This window comes from Stenotrophomonas sp. TWI1151 (assembly GCF_039673135.1).
Lineage (GTDB): Bacteria > Pseudomonadota > Gammaproteobacteria > Xanthomonadales > Xanthomonadaceae > Stenotrophomonas.
This window is the reverse complement of the sequence record NZ_JBDJLA010000019.1, coordinates 1-21,173: the sequence shown is the minus strand read 5'-3', so window position 1 is coordinate 21,173 and position 21,173 is coordinate 1. Positions and strand designations below refer to the sequence as shown.

The window sequence follows — 21,173 nt, the reverse complement described above, 5'->3', positions numbered from 1 at the left end:
ACGGAACTCACTTCAGTTTCAGCAGCGTGGCCAGGTCTTTGCGCAGACCGGCCATATCGAATCCCGGCGCGTACCGCATGATCACGAATCCATTGGGATCGATCACATACACAGGCGTGCCGGCGGCGTCATCCACGGCGGGCAACGCAGCACGCAGGTCCGGTTGGGCGCGCAGCGCGCGCAGTGCGGGCATGCCCTGGACCTCGGCCGGCGGCGTGCCCAGCCACAGGATCTCGACATTATCGGCGTTATGGCCGAACAGCTGCCACACCTTGCCCAATCCCTGCGACAAAGTGACGCACTCGCTGGTACAGCTGGCAGACGGGGCCACCAGGATCCGCCAGGTGCGATCGTTGGGGTTCCACGGGTATGGCTGACCATTGGCCAAGGTGGGCGGCAGCGCGCGCAGATCGGCCGGCGGCTGCAGCAACTCCCCGGTATTCCGGTGCGAGGTCGGCTGCCAGCCGGAGAAGCGCAGCACGCCCGCCAGCGCCATGGCGCCGAAGAACACGCCGAACAACGCGATCAGGGTCCAGCGGCCGCGTGAACGGGACGGCAGCCGGGCCGGGGAAGTGGCATTCATGGGCGGCATTTTCTCATGTTGAGCCGGTCAGCGCCGGGGAGTGCCACGCCGGCGGCGATGGCGACGGAATTCCAGGACCAGCGCGACCACCAGCACGGTCAACGCCAGTCCGAACCATTGCACGGCGTAGCCCAGATGGCGACTGGGCGGCAGGGTATTGGGCAGCAGCTCCAGATCGCGCGCGTAGCCGCCTGGCAGCGCCGGATCCAACCGCAGCACGCGCGCGCCAAGGCTGCCCGGCGGCAGGGACAGCGCGCGCGCCATGTCGTCAGGTGGCATCCGGCTGGCCAGCCACACGTGCGGCTGTGGCACGGGCGACAGCGCCGGCCCCAGGGCCAGGCCGGTGGCCGGTGACGGCGCCAGCAGGCCGCGGATGGCCGTATGGCCGGTAAGCGGTGTGATCGGTGGGATGACACGATCCGGCGGCATCGGCAGCCAGCCCAGATCGACCAGCACGCGTGCGCCGTCATCACTCTGGAACGGCTGATACACCTTGAGGCCGGCGCGGCCTTCGCGGGTCTGGTTGTCGAGCAGGATCGTGCCCGGCAGGACGCGGCCGTGGTCGTCCACCCAGCGCAGCAGCGGCGGGGCGGCCTGGGCCTGGCGCAGCGTGAGCGACTGCGCGCGGGCGGGCACCTGCTGGGCCAGCAACGCCTCTTTGTCGTGCATGCGCTGCAGTTGCCAGCGGCCCAGCTGGCAGAACGCGAGGATGACCAGCACCGCGGCAATCCAGCCGATCAGGCGTGTGTGCTTGCGCATCATGACAACGCCGGCAAAACGCGGTGATATAGGCGCACCCGCCACGCCATCGAGCCGCGCATGAATGATTCGTTGAAGACCCTGCTGGTAATCGCGTTTCTGATCGTCATCGTCTGGAATCTGGGCGCCGGGCTGTATTACCTGCTGGTCGATCGCGGCCAGACCAAGCGCACCGTCAATGCCCTCACCCGCCGCATCGCGGTATCGGTGGCGCTGATCGTGCTGGTGGTCATCGGCATCTACAGCGGTTGGATCAAGCCCCATGGCATCGGCGGCTGAGGCCGCACCGGCGTCGATGCGGCAGGAGGTCGCACCGACGCTACAGCACGTACACGAACAGGAACAGCATCAGCCACACCACGTCGACGAAGTGCCAGTACCACGCGGCCGCTTCGAAACCGAAGTGGTTGTCGCGGGTGAAATGCCCCTTCGACGAGCGCAGCCACATCACCGCCAACATGACCGTGCCCAGCAGCACGTGCACGCCGTGGAAACCAGTGAGCATGAAGAAGGTCGAGCCGTAGATGCCCGAACCCAGGGTGAGGTTGAGTTCCTTGTAGGCGTGGATGTACTCCTCCGCCTGCAGGGTGAGGAAGCCCACGCCGAGCAGCACGGTGATGCCCAGCCAGACCAGGAGTTGGCGGCGGTGACCGGCCTTGAGCGCGTGGTGCGCGATGGTGAGGGTGACGCCGGAGGTGAGCAGGATCAGCGTATTGATCAGCGGCAGGCCCCAGGCCGGGATGGTCTGGAAATGGCCGCCGATCGCACCCGGGCCATTGGTCGGCCACGCCGCCGAATAGCCGTCCCACAGCAGCTCATTGGTCATCACGCCGTCGCCCGCGCCGCCCAGCCACGGCAGGCCCAGGTTGCGGGTGTAGAACAGCGCCCCGAAGAACGCGCCGAAGAACATCACTTCGGAGAAGATGAACCACACCATCCCCATCCGGAACGAGCCATCCACCTGGCGGTTGTAGCTGCCGGCCTGCGATTCGCGCACCACGTCGCTGAACCACCAGAACAGGGTCAGCACCAGCATCGCGATGCCGGCGTAGAAGGTCCACTTGCCCCAGCCGGAATCGTTGAGCCAGCTGGCCACGCCGACCATGGTCACCATCATCGCAATGGAACCGATGAACGGCCATTTGCTGTGCGTGGGCACGAAGTACACGTTCGCATCGGGGCTTTGCTGGGCCATGGTCTTGGGTCCGGTCCGGATCAGGGAGCTGCACGCGCGCCGGTCGGCAGGCTGGCCGGAGCCAGCTGCGCGGACAAGGCGTCGTTCTTGTAGAAGGTGTAGGACAGGGTGATCGTGGTGATGTTGGCCGGCAGGTCGGGATCGACGATGAAGCGCACCGGCATGTCGCGTTTCTCGCCGGCCTGCAGGGTCTGCGCGGTGAAGCAGAAGCATTCGGTCTTGCTGAAGTAGCCCGATGCCTTGGCCGGTGCCACCGACGGCACGGCGCTGCCGACCAGCGCGCGATCGCTGTCGTTACGCGCGTAATAGAGCGCCTCGTTGAGCTCGCCGGGCACCACGTCCATCGTCAGCTGTTCGGGATGGAACGCCCACGGCAACTTGGAATTCACTCCGCCATCGAACTCCACCCGCACCGTGCGCTTGCCGGTGGCGGCTGCAGTGCCTGCCGCCGCGCCGGGGCCACGCTCCAGGCGCACACCGAACACCTTCTCGCAGGCGATGCGGTACAGCGGCACCAGCGAGAAGGTCAGCACGAACACCGCCAGCGCCACCCCGATCAGGCGGGGCAGGCCCGCATGACGCGCGGGTGCCGGGCGCGGATCGCTCATCGCCCGATCACCCCGCTGAGGATGAAGCCGCCATAGACCATCAGCGCGACGATCCCGACCGCCCACGCGGTGCGATGCGCGCGGCGACGCTGCAGGGCCTGCTCATCCGGCGTGCGGGTTGTGCTGGTCATGAGCGGCCTCAATGGGTGATGTCGTCATGGGCCAGATCACCCGGACGGATGGTCGGCGGCGTGGTGAAGGTATGCGCCGGTGCGGGCGAGGGAATCGTCCACTCCAGGCCCCGTGCGCCTTCCCAGCAGCGGTCGGCGGCCTTCGCGCCGTGACGCAGCGAGTGCCACAGGATCGCGGCCATCATGAAGGGCGTGACGAACATGCCGAACGCGCCGATCGAGCTGATCAGGTTCCAGTCCGCGAAGGCCACGCTGTAATCCGGGATGCGTCGCGGCATGCCGGCCAGGCCGAGGAAGTGCTGCGGGAAGAACAGCAGGTTCACGAACACGATCGACCACCAGAAGTGCACCTTGGCCCAGGTCTCGCTGTACATGCGGCCGGTCCATTTCGGCCACCAGTAATACACCGCGGCGATCAACCCGAACACCGCACCGGTGACCAGTACGTAGTGGAAATGGGCGACCACGAAGTAAGTGTCGTGGTATTGGAAATCGGCCACCACGATCGCCAGCATCAGGCCGGAGAACCCGCCGATGGTGAACAGGATCACGAAGGCCACCGCCCACAGCATCGGCGCTTCAAAGGTGAGCGAGCCGCGCCACATGGTGCTGACCCAGTTGAACACCTTCACCCCGGTCGGGATGGAGATGAGCATCGTGGCGAACATGAAGTAGATCTCGCCGCCCAGCGGCATGCCCACGGTGAACATGTGGTGGGCCCAGACGATGAAGGACAGGAAGGCGATCGCGGCGATCGCGTAGACCATGGCCTGGTAACCGAACAGCGGCTTGCGGCTGAAGGTGGGGATGATCTCGCTGACCACGCCGAACGCCGGCAGGATCATGATGTAGACCTCCGGGTGCCCGAAGAACCAGAAGATGTGCTGGTACATCACCGGGTCACCGCCACCGGCGGCGTTGAAGAAGCTGGTGCCGAAGAACTTGTCGGTGAGCAGCATCGTCACCGCACCGGCCAGCACCGGCATCACCGCGATCAGCAGGAAGGCGGTGATCAGCCAGGCCCAGCAGAAGATCGGCATCTTCAGCAGATCGATGCCGGGCGCACGCATGTTGAGCACGGTGGCGATGATGTTGATCGCGCCCATGATCGAGCTGATGCCGGCCACGTGGATGGCGAACACGCTGAAGGACACGTTGTAGCCACCCTGCAGCGACAGCGGCGGGTACAGCGTCCAGCCACCGGCCGGTGCACCGCCGGGCAGGAACAGGGTCAGCAGCAGCAGGCTGAAGGCCACCGGCAGCAGCCAGAACGACCAGTTGTTCATGCGCGGCAGCGCCATGTCCGGCGCGCCGATCTGCAGCGGGATCATCCAGTTGGCCAGGCCGACGAAGGCCGGCATCACGCCACCGAAGATCATCACCAGCGCATGCACGGTGGTCATCTGGTTGAAGAACTCGGGCTTGACGAACTGCAGGCCCGGTTGCGCCAGCTCAGCGCGGATGATCACGCTCATCGCCGCACCGATGATGAACATGATGAAGCTGAAAAGCAGGTAGAGCGTGCCGATGTCCTTGTGGTTGGTCGAGAAGAACCAACGCTCGAAGAACCCCTGCTGATGCCCGTGATGCCCGTCGTGGTCAACTGCGGAATGCGCCATCGCAACTACACCTCACTGTATCCGGTGGTACCCGCATCCGCCGGCTGGCGGACGCGGCTCGATTTCAGGCGTTGCTGTCTGTTGCTGCCGCGGCAGGCTCGCTGGCCGGTGCCGGTGCCGGGGTGGCCTCGGCCGGGGCAGCCGGCGCGGGCGCCGGAGCGGCCTCCGGCGCAGGGGCCGGCGCAGGCTTCTTGGAGGCCAGCCATGTCTGGTAATCCTCCTTGGAGACCGCCTCGACCACGATCGGCATGAAGCCGTGATCCTTGCCACACAGCTCGGCGCACTGGCCGCGGTACACGCCGACCTGTTCGATGTTGGTCCAGGCTTCGTTGATGAAGCCGGGAATCGCATCCTGCTTCCAGCCCAGCGCCGGCACCCACCATGCGTGGATGACGTCGTCGGAGGTGATCACGAAGCGCACCTTGGTATCGACCGGCAGCACCAGGCGGTTGTCGACATCCAGCAGGTAATGCGGATGGCTGTCCCGGGTCGGCACCACGCCACTCTGGCGGACCCGGTCGGACTCACGGTCCAGGCGGCTGGTGAAGCTGACGTTCTCGCCGAGGTATTCGTACTTCCACATCCACTGATACCCGGTGACCTTGACGGTCATTTCCGAATCGCGGGTGTCGTAGAACTTGATCAGATTGGCCGTGGCCGGCCAGGCCATCACCACCAGGATGATCACCGGGATCACCGTCCAGATGACCTCGGCCTTGGTGTTGTGGCTGAAGGTGGCGGCCACCGCGCCCTTGGATTTGCGGAATTTGAAGATCGCGTAGAACAGCGCGCCGAACACCAGCACCCCGATCACGGTACAGACCCACAGCGAGAACAGGTTGGACTCCCACGCCAACCGCGAGCTCTGGGTCACGCCCTTGCCCATGTTCAATTGCCACGGTTTGGGGTCGGCCGCCTGGGCCCACGCCATGGCCGGCGCCAGCAGCGCGACCCCGCTCAACACTGACTTCCCGAACGTCCTGCCCCACTTTCTGCATTGCTTCATTGCCTAGACCCTTAGCGTCGTCGGTTGCGGCCGTCATTGGCCGCGAGCAAGCCTTCTAGTTTCTGAGCCAGTACCTGGCGTTCGGCCGGTGCGAGGAAACTCCCCACGTCCACCTGCCGACCGCTGGATGCCAGCCGGACTCTGCGCTCGTCGGCGATCAGCCTCACCCAGTGCGGGTGGGCGCTGAACACCGGCGAATGCCCGGGTGCGGGAATCACTTCCACACACGCCGGCACTACCCGGATCTCTTCCTGCCGTTCTCCACTGCGCCACACCGTGCGCAGCGCCACTGCCAGCAACACGCTGTACAGCAGAGCAAACACGGGGGCGAATACATTGCCGGTGAACCAGCCCAGGCCAGCCGCCAGCCACATCACCCCCGCCAACACCGCAAACAACAGGACGAACTGCCGGGCATCGAGCGCCCGTGGGGGGCGCAGCCGCAGTTGCGTCCCTGATCCGTCCGGAGCGATGAGCACCTCGATCATGTCGCAACCGCGTTTTTTCCTGCCGCGGGAAACGTCTCGATGGTAGCCCCGCTCTCCAGCGAGTAGCAAGGGTCCATTCACAGTTTCAGGAATGTTGCAATACAGCATTGCCTGCGGCGGCGGTTTTGACGAAAACAGCACAATAAATGGCGGGCGGGTCGAATCCGCCGAATCCCCCTGTATGAAAGGCGATGCGCCGCATGGGCGCGACCACGAAAAGCCCTTGACTCCCCCAGAAAACGATTAAAATGGTCAAGTTCTCCACGAGCCGACCGGCATGACTGCATCCTCTGTCCTTCCCCCTGCCCCGGCATCGTCCGGCGCCGCCCGCCCGCCGCTGCTGTCCCCCGAGCTGCCGGCCGTCCCCAACGCGTTCCGCCAGGCGATCACCGATGCCTGGCTGAAGGACGAGGCCACCCATGTGCGCGAGCTGCTCGAACAGGCACGCCTGCCGGCCGCCGAGCAGGCCAAGGTGCAGGCCACTGCTGCCGACCTGGTCAAGCGCGTGCGCGTGCGTGCCCAGGACCAGGGCGCGATCGAAGCCTTCATGCGCCAGTACGATCTGGGCAGCGAAGAAGGCGTGCTGCTGATGTGCGTGGCCGAAGCACTGCTGCGCATTCCGGACCAGGAGACCGCCGACAAGCTGATCCGCGACAAGCTCGGCGATGCCGACTGGAAGAAGCACATGGGCGGCAGCGACTCGGTGCTGGTCAACGCCTCCACCTGGGGCCTGATGCTGACCGGCCGCCTGGTCCAGATCAACGATGCCACCCGCGCCGATGTGCCGGGCGCGTTCAAGCGCCTGATCGGCCGCGTGGGTGAGCCGGTGATCCGCCTGGCCGTGCGCCAGGCGATGAAGATCATGGGCCACCAGTTCGTCATGGGCCGCACCATCGACGAAGCGCTGTCGCGCTCGCACAAGGGCGACAACGCCAGCTACCGCTATTCGTTCGACATGCTCGGCGAAGGTGCGCTGACCATGAAGGACGCCAAGCGTTACCTGGAAGACTACCGTCGCGCGATCCACTCGATCGGCGGCGACCACAAGGCCCGCGGCGGCCGTCCCGATGGCGACGTCAATTCGGCACCGGGCATCTCGATCAAGCTCTCCGCGCTGTACCCGCGCTACGAGCACGCCAAGCGCGCACGCGTCATGGCCGACCTGGTGCCGGGCGTGCTGGAACTGGCGCAGCTGGCCAAGTCGTACGGCATCGGCTGCACCGTCGACGCCGAAGAAACCGACCGCCTGGAACTGTCGCTGGACATCATTGAAACCGTGGTCAGCGATGCCTCGCTGGCCGGCTGGGAAGGCTTCGGTGTGGTCGTGCAGTCCTACCAGAAGCGCACCCCGTACACGATCGACTACCTGGCCGACCTGGCCCGTCGCATCGGTCGCCGCCTGCAGGTGCGCCTGGTCAAGGGCGCGTACTGGGATGCGGAGATCAAGCGCGCGCAGATCGACGGCCTGCCGGCCTACCCGGTGTTCACCCGCAAGCAGAACACCGACGTCTCCTACCTGGCCTGCGCCAAGCGTCTGTTCACGCACAGCGATGCGATCTACCCGATGTTCGCCACCCACAACGCGCACACCATCGCGGCGGTGCAGGCGATCGCCAGGGGCGGCCAGTACGAGCACCAGAAGCTGCACGGCATGGGCGATGACCTGTATGCCGAAGTGGTGCCGGCCGACCGTCTGAACGTGCCGTGCCGCGTGTATGCGCCGGTCGGTTCGCACGAAGACCTGCTGCCGTACCTGGTGCGTCGCCTGCTCGAGAACGGCGCCAATTCCAGCTTCGTCAACCGCATCACCGACGAGAACGTGGCCATCGACGACCTGATCCGCGATCCGGTCGAAGTGGTCTCCTCGTTCGCGTCCATCCCGCATCCGAAAATCCCGCTGCCGGTCGATCTGCTGCGCAGCCAGAACCATGACAGGAAGAACTCCATGGGCGTCAATCTCGCCAACGACAACGATCTGCGCGCCCTGGCCGAGCAGCTCAACGCCGCCGTGAAGCCGTGGCACGCCGCGCCGCTGGTGCCGGGTGCCAACCCGACCGGCGCACTGTTGAACGTGACCAACCCGGCCGACACGCGCCAGGTAGTGGGCCAGTGGCAACCGGCCGACAGCGCCACCGTCGAGAAGGCGCTGGCCAATGCCGTGGCCGCGCAGCCGTCCTGGAACCGCACCCCGGCCGCCAGCCGCGCCGCGATCCTGGAACACGCCGCCGACCAGCTGGAAGCGCGCATGCCCGAGTTCATGGCGCTGTGCGTCAAGGAAGCCGGCAAGAGCCTGCCCGACGGCATCGCCGAAGTGCGCGAAGCGGTCGACTTCCTGCGCTACTACGCCAAGCAGGCGCGCGAGCAGTTCGGCCACGCCGAAAAGCTGCCCAGCCCGACCGGTGAATCCAACGAACTGCAGCTGCATGGCCGCGGTGTGTTCGTCTGCATCAGCCCGTGGAACTTCCCGCTGGCGATCTTCCTGGGCCAGGTCAGCGCCGCGCTCGCCGCCGGCAACAGCGTGATCGCCAAGCCGGCCGAGCAGACCAACCTGATCGGCTACTACGCGGTGAAGCTGCTGCTCGACGCCGGCGTGCCCGAAGGCGTGCTGCAGTTCCTGCCGGGCGACGGCGCGACCGTCGGTGCCGCGCTCACCGCCGACCCGCGCGTGGCCGGCGTGGCCTTCACCGGCTCCACCGACACCGCCCGTGCGATCAACCGCGCGATGGCCGCCCGCGACGCCGCCATCGGTGTGCTGATCGCCGAAACCGGCGGCCAGAACGCCTTCATCGCCGACTCCTCGGCGCTGCCGGAACAGCTGGTCAAGGATGCGATCGGTTCGGCCTTCACCTCGGCCGGCCAGCGCTGCTCGGCCGCGCGCGTGCTGTTCGTGCAGGACGACATCGCCGACAAGGTGATGACCATGCTGTCCGGCGCGATGGCCGAACTGAAGGTCGGTGACCCGGGGCTGCTGTCGACCGATGTCGGCCCGGTGATCGATGCCGACGCGCTGCAGATCCTCAAGGACCACGCCGTGCGCATGGAGAAGGAGGCGCGCCTGATCGCCGCTGCCACGCTCAGCGACGAAGCCGCGCACGGTACCTTCTTCGCGCCGCGTGCGTACGAACTGAAGACCCTGGACCAGCTGCACAAGGAAATCTTCGGGCCGGTGCTGCACGTGATCCGCTGGAAGGGCGACCAGCTCGATGCGGTGATCGACCAGATCAACGCCACTGGCTACGGCCTCACCCTGGGCGTGCATTCGCGCATCGATGAAACCGTCGACCGCATTTCCTCGCGCATCAACGTCGGCAACGTGTACGTCAACCGCAACCAGATCGGCGCGGTGGTCGGCGTGCAGCCGTTCGGCGGCCAGGGCCTGTCCGGCACCGGCCCCAAGGCCGGCGGCCCGCACTACCTGCTGCGCTTCGCCACCGAAAAGACCGTCACCGTGAATACCACGGCGGCCGGTGGCAATGCCTCGCTGCTGACCCTGGGCGACTGATCTCCGGCGTCATGCAGCAAACGAAAAACCCCGCGAAAGCGGGGTTTTTTGTGGGGCCTGGCACGCGCTTGGCGTCGCCGGTCAGCGGCCCGGATCACGGGCTTTCGATGGACTCGATCTGGTCCTGCATCAGCAGCTCGTTACCCATGTAGCGCTCAAACTTGATGCGGCCGAAGCCGGCGGCGTACCACGCCTCGATGCGGCCGTCTTCGAAGGTCGCGGTGACGTGGCAGGTGTCCTTGAACGTGCGCGGCTGGTTGTCGACATCCGCTTCAATGTTCTCGAAACCGACGAAGGTGTAATCGGAAAAGCCGTCGTAGTCGATCGGCTCGACGGTTTCGTCGACATGGTTGGTGCGCTCGCCCGCGCCGGTGAGCTCGAAACGATCGCCCGGCTTGGCGCTCTGCGGGAACGTCGGCGCCGGCTTGAAGGTGTCGGTCCGCGTGGGGCCGTCGCTGGACATGCTGTAACGCTCCTGGCCCAGCAGCTGGCGGCCGCTGATGTCATGGAACGTGGCCATCCCGATGCCACCACCGGCACTGTGCACCTTGAGGGCAGTCTGGCCGGCGAAGGTGACTTTTTCGATGGTCAGCGTTTCATCGGCGTTGGACCAGGACAGGCCCGGGGTCAACGTGAAACAGGCAGCGAACTCCGGCGCGGCAATGGCAGGCAGCGAGAGACCGGCCAGACCAATGGCGAGCGTGGAGCGCAGCAGCAGAGACGACATATACAGATCCTTGTCAGTAAGCACGGGACGGCAGGGCGCAGTCCGGGCGGGGATTGTACGTCGTGCTGGATGTCATTCCAGTGTTCATCGTTCCGGCCGCGCGGCGCGCGTGATCATGCCGATGCGACCTGCGATTGCAGATGCGCGTAACCGGCCGCCTGCACGAAGTCGTTCAAGTGCCACAGTTGGCCGTTGGCCGCCCAGTGGCCATCGGCGATATCGGTCATCACGATCGAACTCAGCAGCACGCGCGGATCGCCCGGTGCCACGCAACCGGCGATGGCGTCGTGCAGGTGCAGCGCGTAGTCGGCGCGTTGCTGCGCATCCAGCACGCCCTGCGGAATCCGCACCTCGACCTGGCAGGGAATGCCGCGTGCGCCGATATCCAGGCCGCCACACAGCCAGTGGCCGGCCGCGAGTTCCTGCAGCATCACCCAGCACAGCCGCTGCTGAGCTGGTTCGGTACCCAGGCCGCTGGCGCGGACGGCGGCGTCATGCACCGCCTGCAGCAGGCGTTGCCGGGTAGCGGCGTCGAACGCGTTGGCGGGAAGGGTGAGGGTGATGTTGGGCATGCGGATCGACCGGTTGCGTAAGGGGCCTCCATTGGAGCCGAACGCCACACCGCGCGACATCGGCCGATCCGACATCTTTCGTGCACAATCAGCCAATGCACGATTTCACTGTCATCGTCCTGCCGGGTGCGTTCGCCTCCAGCGTCGCGCTTACCTTGGACATCCTCACCACGGCCGCCACCCTCGCCCCGCGCCTGGGGCTGCCGGTGCCGCGCTGGCAGGTCTGCAGCCCGGCGCGCAGCGCTGTCCGCCTGGGAACGCACCTGCAGCTGCGTGCCGCGCCGATGCCACGCGTGGCCGATGCGCAGGCGTGCTGGATCGTGCCAGGGCTGGGCGTGGAGGATCCCGACGCCATCGCACAGCGGCTGGGTGAGCCCGACATCCCGGGGGTGGTGCGGGCGCTGCGCGCGCACGTGGCGGCGGGCGGGCGTGTCGCGGCCTCCTGTGCCTCTGTCTTCCTGCTGCACAACGCCGGGCTGCTGACCGGGCGCAGCGTGACCACCACCTGGTGGCTGGCCGGCGCGTTGCAGCGGCAAGCGCCGGAGTGCCAGGTCGATCCAGACCGCATGGTGATCGACGACGCGCCGCTGATCACGGCCGGTGCTGCGCTCGGGCACACCGATCTGATGCTGTACCTGCTCCGGCAACGCTTTGGCCCGGCGCTTCCCGATGCGGTGGCGAGGGCGCTGCTGCTGGATCGTCGGCAGCTGCAATCGCCGTTCATGGTCCCGGCGATGATGGCGCAGGGCAACGCGCTGATCGCCTCGCTCACCGCGCATATCGAAGCTACCCTGCCGGCCACGGTCAGCGTCGGCGCGCTCGCCGCGCATGCCGGCATGTCCACGCGCACGCTGTCGCGACAGGTGGGCAAGGCGACCGGGCAAGGGCCGCTGCACCTGATCCGCAGCGTGCAGTTGAACCAGGCGCGCGCCCTGCTCGAGAACAGCCGCTACTCGGTGGAGACCGTGGCCGAGCGGGTGGGCTACCGCGATCCCACCGCGCTGCGCCGGCTGATGCGCAAGCGCCTCAACGCCACGCCGCGGCAGTTGCGCTGATCCGGTCCGCATTCTCTGCAGGCAACAAAAAACCCCGCTTTCGCGGGGTTTTCTGCTGCTGCGTTCAACCGATCAGGCGTTGATCAGAACTTGTAGTTGAACGAAGCGGCCAGCACGTCGCCACGGACCTTGTACTTGCCGTTGAGCGAGTTGCCCTGGTTGCCCTGGGTCGGCTTGACCAGGATGTTCGGCTCGCTGGTGAACAGGTGGGTGTAACCGAAGTTGTATTCGGTGTTCGCCGACGGGGTCCAGCCCACGCCCAGCGACAGCCACTTGCGGCTGGTATCCGGCACGCGGACGTCGCGGTGCGCGTCGGTGGTCGGGGTCTGGTCCAGCGCCACACCACCACGCAGGGTCACGGTGTCGCTCAGCTTGTAATCGGTACCCAGCGAGACGAAGGTCGTGTCGCGGTACGCGAAGTTCAGCTCCGAGTTCGGCTGGTTGGAGGCGAAGTCGATGGTGACCGTGTCGAACGCGGTCGACCACGCGGTGCGGGTCACATCACCCATGACGGTCCAGCGGTCATTGATGTTGTGGGTGACGCTCAGGGTGGCCGAGGCCGGCAGGGTCAGCGTGGCCTTGCCGCTGGTGTTGACGAACACGCCCGGCTGGGTCGCTGCCAGAATCGTCGCCGTACGGCCACCATCGTTGGGCAGATCAAAGTTGGCATCGCCGCCGGTGATCTTGTGCTCGACCTTGGAGCGGTAGCTGATGCCGATGTGGGTGTTCTCGTCCGGGCTGAACAAGCCGCCGACGGTCCAGCCCACGGCGTTGTTGTCACCCTTCACGGTCGACTTGCCATCGGCGCTGCCCGGCGCGTAGCCCGGCACGCGACCGGCGAAGAGGGCGCCGAAGTCGACAGCCTGGCTCAGCTCGATGGTCAGGTGCTCGACGAACACGGACGCGCCGAAGGACACGTACGGGTTGACGTCGTAGGACGCGGCAAAGCCCAGGTCGATGGCCTTCATATCGGTCTTCAGACCGCTGTAACGGCCGACCCAGCCATTGTCATAATCGGTCTTGAAACCGAACGGGGCGGTCAGCGAGACGCCGAAGTGGGCCTGCTCGCCGATCGGCATGTGGAAGTACGCGGCCGGAACCGGGGCGATCATGCCGGCGTCGCCGCCGTTACCGCCCGTCTGCGGCTGACCTACGCCGTTGCGGCCGGTGCCCTTGTACTTGGCCGAGAAGCTGATCGCGCTCAGGTCGCCCTGGATCTGCATGCCCTCGAGCTGGCGCATGCCAGCCGGGTTGACGGCCATGATCGAGGCGTCGCCGGCGGCGCTGCCGGAACCGGCAAAGGCGCGGCCGAGGCCCTTGGCGCTGTTTTCCTTCAGCTGGAAGGCGGCGGCGTGGACGTGGCCCACGGCCAGGACACCGGCGATGCCGACGGCCAGGGCGGTGACGCGGGCAAGAGTGGAAGCGGTATGCATTGTTGGTTCTCTCCGGAAAGCGGTGATGTTGGCAACGCGCGCCTGCGCCGCCCCTCCCCTTGATGGGTCAGGACAACGCGCCGGATTCCCCTCCCGACATACGACGCCGTATGCGAGTATACCGAGAGCGGTTAATGAAACAATAACGTAAGTCGCCCTTGTGGCTATTCATGCTGAACGCGACATATCCCCGTCAGGTCAGCCTCCGCGCTAGGCTAGTGCCCGCATGTTCGTGTCGACCCCCTCCCGCAAGAAAGCCGCCTGCCGCTGGGCCACCCCCCTGCTGTTCGCCGCGCTGTGGGTGGCCTTCCTCTGGTCGATCTCCCGGCCGGACGATGCGCGGCGAAGCCTGTGGATGGACTGGGGCGCCCTCTCGACCGGCCTGACCCATCCGCTGGACTGGTGGGCGACCCTGCAGGACGGCAGCGTGCTGCGGCTGTTCACCGCGCTGTTCCTGCACGCGGACTGGTCGCACCTGCTGGGCAACCTGGTGTTCCTGCTGATCTTCGGGCTGCCGGCCGAGCGCGTGCTGGGGCCGTGGCGGCTGATGCTGCTGTTCCTGGTGGGCGGGGCGATCTCGAATCTGACCGCCATCTACACCATGGGCAACCCGGACCAGATCATCATCGGTGCCAGCGGCGCGGTGTCGGCCTTGATCGGCGCCTACCTGGCCCTGTTCCCAGGCGCGCGGCTGGGCGTGGTGATCCCGCTGGGCCTGTTCCTGGAATTCGTCCGCGCCCCCGCCTATCTGCTGATCGGGGTCTGGGCGGCGCTGCAGGTGGTGTTTGCCTACATCGGCCCGACCTTCGGGATGGTGGCCTGGTGGGCGCATATCGCCGGCTTCGTGTTCGGCCTGGGCTACGGCGTGTATGTGCGCGCGGCGATCGCGCGGCGGCTGCGCAAGCGGCATGGGTTTTGAGGGCATGACCGGGAGCGGGTCGGCCGACAGATCGGCCAACGGGTAGTGCCGGCCGCTGGCCGGCTCCACGCAGGGTTGGATTCGAGCAGAGCCGGCCAGCGGCCGGCACTACCGGTCAGGGCTTGATCGGTGCCGTCGAGGCCGGGGCTTCCTGCTTGGCCGGTGCGGGCGTAGCCGGTGCAGCCGCAGGCTGTTCGGCCGGCTTGGTCTCTGCCGGCTTGGTCTCTGCCGGCTTGGTCTCTGCAGGCTTCGTTTCTGCCGGCTTGACCGTTGCATCGGCAGGCTTTGCCACCGCTGCCGCCGCCGGCTTGGCCGCCGGCTTCTTCGCGGCCTCTGCCTTCTGCCTGGCCAGCACCGAACCGGGCTGCTTCAACTCGGCCAGCGCGTCATTGATCGGGCCATCGCCCGGCAGCACGTCACCGGCCTTGTAGCCTTCGGTGCCTTCTTCGTCACCGCGCAGATGGCCGGGCAACGTGGCTTCGCTGTAATCGGTCAGGCTGGCCGGCAGGTCGTCATCGCCGGCGCGCTTCTCCGGCTGCAGCAGCACGTCGGGGATGATGCCCGTGGCCTGGATCGACTTGCCGCTCGGGGTGAAATATCGCGCGGTGGTGAGCTTCACCGAGTCACCGTTGTCCAGCGGCAGTACGGTCTGCACCGAGCCCTTGCCGAAGGTGCGGCTGCCGACCACGCGCGCGCGGCCGTTGTCGCGCAACGCGCCGGCCAGTACTTCGGAGGCACTGGCCGAGCCGGCGTCGGCCAGCACCACGACCGGCGCGCCCTTGAGCAGATCGCCCGGGGTCGCATCGAAACGGGCATCGCTGATCGAGATGCGGCCGCGGGTGCTGACGATGTTGCCTTTCTCGAGCAGATCGTCGGCCACCTGCACGGCGGCGGTGAGCAGGCCACCCGGGTTGCTGCGCAGATCCAGCACCAGGCCCTTGAGCTTGCCACCGGCCTGCTGCTGCAGCTGGGCAACGTGCTTCTGGAAATCGGCACCGGTGTCGGCCTGGAAGGTGCTCAGGCGGATGTAGCCATAACCAGGCTCCAGCATCTTGCTGCGCACGCTGGTGACGCGGATGGTCTCGCGGGTGACGGTGACATCGAACGGCTTCGGCTTGCCTTCGCGCACCAGGGTGAGCACGACCTTGGTCCCGGCCACGCCGCGCAGCGGTTCGGTGGCTTCGATCGCGCTGATCGGCTTGCCGTCGATGGCGATGATCAGATCGCCGGCAAGAATGCCCGCGCGTGCGGCCGGGGTATCGTCGATCGGCGAAATGACTTTGAGGCTGCTGTTGTCGGGCTGCTGCTGCAGCTCCACGCCGATGCCGTCGTAGGCGCCGTTGGCCTGCTCATCGAAGGCTTCGGCGTCTTCCTTGTCGAAGTAGGTGCTGTGCGGATCCAGGTCCAGCAGCAGGCCACGGATGGCGGACTGCATCAGCTTCTTGTCGTCGACCGGATCCACATAGGCGGCGCGCACCGCGTTGTAGACGGCGACGTAGCGGCGGATCTCTTCCAACGGAACCCGTGAGGTCACCGCTTCTTCCGTGGTGGCCGCATCGGCCCCGCGTGCCGGCGCTTCGGCGGTCTGCTGCGCCCAGGACACCGCGGGCAACAGGGCCAGCAGCAAGGTGGCGGAACGGGCTACGCGCATGAAGCACTCCAGGATGAGCGGGGGACGGTTGACCACGCACGGGGGTGCGTCGCCCGATTATGCGCGAAGCGACGATAAATTCCCGTTGAACCCCGTGCCTGGCGGTGCCCCCGTGTTGGGCGCGGTTTATCGCCGCTGCAGCCAGCTGCCCGGGTCCACCGGCTGTCCATTGCGGCGCAGTTCGAAGTACAGCGCGGTCACGCCCTGGCCACCAGAATTGCCGACCTTGGCCACGGCCTCGCCCTTCTTCACCGTGGCGCCGGCATCACGCAGCAGCGTGTCGTTGTGCGCATAGAGGCTCATGTAGCCGTTGCCGTGATCCACGATCAGGATCATGCCGTAACCGGTCATCCAATCGGAAAACACCACCGTGCCATCTGCCACGGCGGTGATGGTGCTGCCGGCGGGCGCGCCGATCAGCACGCCACTGCTGGTGCGGCCATCGGGCAGCTTGCCGCCATAGCGGGCGAGCAGATTGCCCGACAACGGCCAGCCCAGACCGCCCACCTTGGGCGCGGGCGCGGAGGCAACCGCAGGGGGCGTCTTGGTCGCGCGCGGCGGCGGGCGCGTGCCGCTCGCAGCAGCGGCGCGATCAGCCTTCTCGGCGGCCGCCTTCTCCGCGGCGGCACGTCGCGCGGCAGCACGGCGCTCGGCCTCGGCACGGGCGGCGGCCGCACGCAGATTCGCGAGCAGTGTTTCCAATGCCTTGGCATCCTGGCCCAGGGCTTTTTCGCGCTCGCTGCGGTCTTTGTACCGCTCGTCCAGCGAGGCGACCGTGGCCGCCCGCTCGCGACGATCGTCGGCCAGCGTGGCAACCTGCTGTTTCTGCTGCTGGCGGGTGCCTTCCAGTGCCTTGCGTCGTTCGACGATTTCCGTCTCCACGCGCTGCAGTTCGGTGAGATCAGCCGTCAGTGACTGGATACGCTGCGCGCGCTCGCGCTGCAGATACCGGTGATAGGCCAGGCTGCGGTTCGCATCGGCGACACGGTCCTGCGACAGCAGCAGCTTCAACGGTGCGTTGTTGCCGATGCGGTACGCCGCGCGCAGCAGCGAGGCCAGTTCCGCGCGCTGCTGCTGCAGGCCGGCCTGCAGCGCATCGCGCTTGGCCTGCAGTTCGTTCATGGCGCGGGTTTCGCGCTGCAGTGCGGTTTCGGTCTGGGCCAGCACGCGCCCGGTGCGGGCGACCTTCTCATCGGCATCGCGCAGCTGGCGCGACGCCTGCCCGCGCTGACCTTCCAGATTCCGCCGCTCCTGGGCCACGCCCTTGAGCTCGCTGCGCAGTTTCTGCAGCTTGCGTTCGGCTTCCTTGGAGGATTGCGCAGCCAGCGGGCTGGCGCCGAGAACGGCCACGGCCAGCAGCAGCGCACGCAACGCCGGGGTCAGCCACTGCGTGCGACCGCGTCCGTCGGTCGGATTGTTATCCCGGCGTGAGGAAAAGGCGTTGTGGCGCAAGGGCTTTCCAGTGACTTCAGGCAGATGCGGATTGCAACGATGCATGGTGACATTCCTGCAGGCGGCCTGCCAGCCGCGCTCCACCATCGAGGTTCCCATGAAACGCTCCCTGCTTCCGCTGCTGCTGGCCCTGACGCTGCCCTGTGCGCCGGCCTTCGCAAGCGACAACATCAGCAAGGTCAACGGCAGCATCTCCGCCGAGGCCGGCCAAAGCTACGGCAATCTGGAGACGGTCAACGGCGGCATCAAGGTCGCCGAAGGTGCGGTCACCGGTCGCATCGAAACCGTCAACGGCGGCATCCGCGTGGCGGATCGCGCGCGCACCGGCGGCATTTCCACGGTCAATGGCAGCGTGCGGGTCGGGCGCGAAGTGGTTGCCAGTGGCGGCGTGGACACCGTCAACGGCGGCATCTTCCTGGATCGGGGCACCCAGATCGACGGCGGGCTGGAAACGGTCAACGGCAGCATCGGGCTGGTCGAAACGCGCGTGGCGCGCGGCATCGAAACCGTCAACGGCGACATCACCGTGGGCGTGGGTTCGCAGGTCGAAGGCGGGATCGAGGTCAAGAAGCCGAACTTCAACCTGTCGCTGACCCCCGGCCGCAAGCCGCGCGTGATCATCGGACCGAACGCGGCAGTCAACGGGTCGCTGCAGTTCGAGCGCGAGGTCACCCTGTATGTGCACCGCACTGCCCGAATCGGCCCGGTCAGCGGCGCCGTGGCCGTGCCCTTCGATACCGACACCGCACCGCAGGATTGATATGGTGGTGACTGGTGCCGTGCGCACCCGCCTTTCCCGTTCCAGGAACCGATGATGCCCCGCAAACTTCTGTTGTGCCTTGCCGCTGCCGCTGCGTTGACCGCGTGCAAGGGCGAATCCGCCGCGCCCACCGCGGCACCCGCCACTGACGCGGCACCGACCGCGCCGGGCCATGCCTTCTCGCCCGAGATCAACGCCGGCGACTTCGCCGAGCTGGTCAAGACCCTGGCCTCGGATGAATTCGAAGGCCGCTCGCCGGGCAGCAAGGGCGAAGAGCTGACCGTCAATTACATCCGCGACCAGATGCAGCGCATCGGCCTGCAGCCCGGCAACGGCGACAGCTGGTTCCAGGACGTGGCGATGACCGAGACCACGGCCGATGAGTCGACCGTGTTGACGCTGGACCAGGCCGGCAAGACCCGCGAGCTGAAGTTCGGCACCGACATGGTGATCGGTACCCGCAGCGGCCAGCCGGACGTGAAGGTCGAGGCCAGCGACCTGGTCTTCGTCGGCTACGGCGTGGATGCGCCGGAGCAGAAGTGGAACGACTATGCCGGCCAGGACTGGAAGGGCAAGACGGTCGTGATGTTCGTCAACGATCCCGGCTTCCACGTCAACGACGAGACGCTGTTCGACGGCAAGCGCATGACCTATTACGGGCGCTGGACGTACAAGTTCGAAGAGGCCGCACGCAAGGGCGCCGCCGCCGCGCTGATCGTGCATGACACCGCCGGTGCATCGTACGGTTGGGACGTGGTCAAGAACTCGTGGGCCGGCCCGCAGTACGACCTGCCGGCCAAGGATGACCCGGAAGCGCGTCTGCCCGCACAGGGCTGGCTGAGCGCCGAGGCGGCACGCCAGCTGTTCGCCGAGGCCGGCCTGGATCTGGACAAGGCCTACAAGGACGCCAGCAAGCGCGGCTTCAAGCCGGTGCCGCTGAAGGCCAAGGTGTCCTTCGATCTGAAGAGCACCATCGCCGAGAAGAAGTCGCGCAACGTGGTCGGTGTCCTGCCGGGCAGCAAGCGGGCCGATGAAGCCGTGCTCTACATGGCGCACTGGGATCACCTGGGCAAGCACGAGGGTGAGCAGGGCGACACCATCTACAACGGTGCCGTCGACAACGCGACCGGCGTGGCCGGCATCCTGGAAGTCGCCGATGCGATGGTGCACCAGCAGCCGGCACCGGAGCGTTCGGTGGTGTTCCTTGCAGTGACGCTGGAAGAGTCCGGCCTGCTGGGCTCAAAGTACTACGTCAGCCACCCGACCTTCCCGCTGGACAAGATCGCCGGTGTGATCAACATCGATGCGATGTCGGTGGCGGGCCGTGCCAAGGACATGACCGTGACCGGCTTCGGCAGCTCCGAGCTGGAAGACATCCTCAAGCCGTTGGCCGCTAACCAGGGGCGTACCCTGCACGGCGAGACCGCGGTGCAGAGCGGTTTCTACTTCCGTTCGGATCACTTCAACTTCGCCAAGGCGGGGGTGCCAGCGCTGTATGCAGACGGGGGTGAGGATCTGCGTGACGGCGGTGTCGAAGCGGGCCGCAAGGCCGCCGAGGACTACGGCAGCCACCGGTACCACGGCCCGAAGGACGAGTTCGATCCGGCCACCTGGAAGCTGGATGGCACGGTTGAGGATCTGCAGCTGCTGTACGGGGTTGGCAGGGAACTGGCTGGCGGCGATCGTTGGCCGAACTGGTACGAAGGCAATCCGTTCAAGGCGGCACGCGATGCGATGATGAAGGGCAAGGGCGCTGAGACGCCGGCCGCGGAGTCTGCGCGCTAAGCGGTTGGTTGCTGTGACGTGATCTTTGCTTCATGAAAACGGCGCCTTTCGGGGCGCCGTTTTTTTGGTTCTTTTCCCCTCCGCGTGACGAGCATGAAGCGCGGCAGCTTTCCAAGTGCGGCGGCGGCTAGGTTGGCCGGGCGGTGGGCCGCGATACCCTTGCTGGCGAATGTCCCCCGCCTTGCGGCGACGGCCTCCGCCTTGATTTCGCCCACAAGGGCATCGCGACCCACGTGTGCAGACCACTGGCGCCGCAAAGCGAGCTCCGGTCAGCAGTCCGCGTACCGCACGCGCAGCCCCGTAGCGGCCGGTAGGCTCCTGGGCAAAATCAAGGAGGAGGGCGTCGCCTGCAGGCGTCGGCCGGGGGACATTTGCCGAGGAGCCTACCGAGCGCTGCGGGGTCCTCACGCTCGCGGAGGATGTAAGCGGAGACGCCACCATTCCCAAAACACAGAACCTACCCAACGACACCCGCCGCACTGGCCGCATACGCATGACCGTGCTCATCTGCTGTGGCACGTGAAATGAGACGCTCCCCTCCGTGGGGAGAAGGACAAAAAAAACCCCGCTGCGTGAGCAGCGGGGTTTTGGGTGTAAACCCTGGCGATGACCTACTCTCGCATGGCTTAGGCCACACTACCATCGGCGCAGCTGCGTTTCACTTCCGAGTTCGGGATGGGATCGGGTGGTGCCACAGCGCTAATTTCACCAGGGAGACGGTTGGAGCAGCGCGTTGCGCCAGCTCAGCAGAGGTCTCTTCCGAGAAACAGATACCTGCAAAAACCAGGTGCCTGCAATAAAAGAAAACCCCGCTGCATGAGCAGCGGGGTTTTCGGGGTAAAAACCCTGGCGATGACCTACTCTCGCATGGCTTAGGCCACACTACCATCGGCGCAGCTGCGTTTCACTTCCGAGTTCGGGATGGGAT

20 protein-coding genes and 1 rRNA gene are annotated in these 21,173 nt (G+C 66.5%); 6 read left to right on the top strand and 15 right to left on the bottom strand.

Features of this window, described 5'->3' with window-relative positions; translation table 11 throughout:
* Positions 1–7: 7 nt before the first annotated feature.
* Together ABE422_RS17445 and ABE422_RS17440 are read right to left on the bottom strand one after the other, a co-directional pair.
* Positions 8–583, bottom strand: coding sequence for a hypothetical protein (locus tag ABE422_RS17445; protein WP_346464581.1), 576 nt, complete (start codon positions 581–583; stop codon positions 8–10).
* A 27-nt stretch (positions 584–610) separates the two neighbouring features.
* On the bottom strand, positions 611–1,345 hold the full coding sequence (locus tag ABE422_RS17440; RefSeq protein WP_346483408.1) for an SURF1 family protein: 735 nt from the start codon (positions 1,343–1,345) through the stop codon (positions 611–613).
* Positions 1,346–1,402: 57 nt separating this feature from the next.
* On the opposite strand from ABE422_RS17440, the gene ABE422_RS17435 reads away from it, so the two are divergent.
* Positions 1,403–1,621 carry a twin transmembrane helix small protein gene (locus ABE422_RS17435; protein WP_019185993.1) on the top strand — a complete coding sequence of 73 codons (219 nt, stop codon included), beginning with the start codon at positions 1,403–1,405 and terminating at the stop codon, positions 1,619–1,621.
* Positions 1,622–1,661: 40 nt separating this feature from the next.
* On the opposite strand, the gene ABE422_RS17430 is transcribed toward ABE422_RS17435, so the two are convergent.
* The 7 genes from ABE422_RS17430 to ABE422_RS17400 all read right to left on the bottom strand — a co-directional run bounded on the left by ABE422_RS17430 (position 1,662) and on the right by ABE422_RS17400 (position 6,654).
* Positions 1,662–2,537 (bottom strand): cytochrome c oxidase subunit 3, encoded by an 876-nt coding sequence (locus ABE422_RS17430; protein ID WP_152153731.1) that lies wholly within the window; start codon positions 2,535–2,537, stop codon positions 1,662–1,664.
* Positions 2,538–2,557: 20 nt separating this feature from the next.
* Complete coding sequence (locus ABE422_RS17425; RefSeq protein WP_121042251.1) at positions 2,558–3,145, bottom strand: cytochrome c oxidase assembly protein; 588 nt, start codon at positions 3,143–3,145, stop codon at positions 2,558–2,560.
* The gene (locus tag ABE422_RS17420; protein ID WP_259462181.1) at positions 3,142–3,276 is read right to left on the bottom strand and encodes a hypothetical protein; all 135 of its coding nucleotides are present in this window, start codon (positions 3,274–3,276) and stop codon (positions 3,142–3,144) included. Before ABE422_RS17420 ends, ABE422_RS17425 begins: the two co-directional genes overlap by 4 nt.
* An 8-nt stretch (positions 3,277–3,284) precedes the next feature.
* On the bottom strand, positions 3,285–4,895 hold the full coding sequence (ctaD, locus tag ABE422_RS17415) for a cytochrome c oxidase subunit I (RefSeq protein ID WP_346483407.1): 1,611 nt from the start codon (positions 4,893–4,895) through the stop codon (positions 3,285–3,287).
* Positions 4,896–4,959: 64 nt separating this feature from the next.
* Entirely contained in the window at positions 4,960–5,901 is a 942-nt protein-coding gene (gene coxB / locus ABE422_RS17410; protein ID WP_313212741.1) for a cytochrome c oxidase subunit II, read from the bottom strand.
* 11 nt (positions 5,902–5,912) lie between these two features.
* Entirely contained in the window at positions 5,913–6,389 is a 477-nt protein-coding gene (locus ABE422_RS17405) for a DUF2244 domain-containing protein (RefSeq protein ID WP_070426473.1), read from the bottom strand.
* 85 nt (positions 6,390–6,474) lie between these two features.
* On the bottom strand, positions 6,475–6,654 hold the full coding sequence (locus ABE422_RS17400) for a hypothetical protein (protein ID WP_313212743.1): 180 nt from the start codon (positions 6,652–6,654) through the stop codon (positions 6,475–6,477).
* Positions 6,655–6,666: 12 nt separating this feature from the next.
* Here ABE422_RS17400 and putA point away from each other — a divergent pair, with 12 nt between their 5' ends.
* The gene (gene putA / locus ABE422_RS17395; protein WP_346483406.1) at positions 6,667–9,891 is read left to right on the top strand and encodes a bifunctional proline dehydrogenase/L-glutamate gamma-semialdehyde dehydrogenase PutA; all 3,225 of its coding nucleotides are present in this window, start codon (positions 6,667–6,669) and stop codon (positions 9,889–9,891) included.
* A gap of 94 nt (positions 9,892–9,985) precedes the next feature.
* On the opposite strand, the gene ABE422_RS17390 is transcribed toward putA, so the two are convergent.
* Positions 9,986–10,618 (bottom strand): hypothetical protein, encoded by a 633-nt coding sequence (locus ABE422_RS17390; protein WP_346464584.1) that lies wholly within the window; start codon positions 10,616–10,618, stop codon positions 9,986–9,988.
* A 113-nt stretch (positions 10,619–10,731) separates the two neighbouring features.
* Positions 10,732–11,190 (bottom strand): hypothetical protein, encoded by a 459-nt coding sequence (locus ABE422_RS17385; protein WP_346483405.1) that lies wholly within the window; start codon positions 11,188–11,190, stop codon positions 10,732–10,734.
* A gap of 95 nt (positions 11,191–11,285) precedes the next feature.
* Here ABE422_RS17385 and ABE422_RS17380 point away from each other — a divergent pair, with 95 nt between their 5' ends.
* A complete protein-coding gene (locus ABE422_RS17380; RefSeq protein WP_313212747.1) occupies positions 11,286–12,245 on the top strand; it encodes a helix-turn-helix domain-containing protein in 960 nt (319 codons plus the stop codon).
* A gap of 83 nt (positions 12,246–12,328) precedes the next feature.
* Here the strand turns inward: ABE422_RS17380 and ABE422_RS17375 are convergent, their stop codons facing one another.
* The gene (locus tag ABE422_RS17375; protein ID WP_313212748.1) at positions 12,329–13,678 is read right to left on the bottom strand and encodes an outer membrane protein transport protein; all 1,350 of its coding nucleotides are present in this window, start codon (positions 13,676–13,678) and stop codon (positions 12,329–12,331) included.
* Positions 13,679–13,904: 226 nt separating this feature from the next.
* On the opposite strand from ABE422_RS17375, the gene ABE422_RS17370 reads away from it, so the two are divergent.
* Complete coding sequence (locus tag ABE422_RS17370) at positions 13,905–14,597, top strand: rhomboid family intramembrane serine protease (RefSeq protein WP_346483404.1); 693 nt, start codon at positions 13,905–13,907, stop codon at positions 14,595–14,597.
* Between the two features lie 115 nt (positions 14,598–14,712).
* Here ABE422_RS17370 and ABE422_RS17365 read toward each other — a convergent pair whose 3' ends face one another.
* A complete protein-coding gene (locus tag ABE422_RS17365) occupies positions 14,713–16,248 on the bottom strand; it encodes a S41 family peptidase (RefSeq protein ID WP_346483403.1) in 1,536 nt (511 codons plus the stop codon).
* A 126-nt stretch (positions 16,249–16,374) separates the two neighbouring features.
* On the bottom strand, positions 16,375–17,799 hold the full coding sequence (locus ABE422_RS17360; protein ID WP_313212751.1) for a peptidoglycan DD-metalloendopeptidase family protein: 1,425 nt from the start codon (positions 17,797–17,799) through the stop codon (positions 16,375–16,377).
* On the opposite strand from ABE422_RS17360, the gene ABE422_RS17355 reads away from it, so the two are divergent.
* A complete protein-coding gene (locus tag ABE422_RS17355; RefSeq protein WP_313212752.1) occupies positions 17,798–18,460 on the top strand; it encodes a hypothetical protein in 663 nt (220 codons plus the stop codon). The two genes, ABE422_RS17360 and ABE422_RS17355, sit on opposite strands and share 2 nt — an antisense overlap.
* Positions 18,461–18,514: 54 nt before the next feature.
* Positions 18,515–20,245, top strand: coding sequence for a M28 family metallopeptidase (locus tag ABE422_RS17350; protein WP_346483402.1), 1,731 nt, complete (start codon positions 18,515–18,517; stop codon positions 20,243–20,245).
* A 598-nt stretch (positions 20,246–20,843) separates the two neighbouring features.
* Here the strand turns inward: ABE422_RS17350 and rrf are convergent.
* Positions 20,844–20,958, bottom strand: a 5S ribosomal RNA gene (gene rrf, locus ABE422_RS17345).
* Positions 20,959–21,173: the final 215 nt, after the last annotated feature.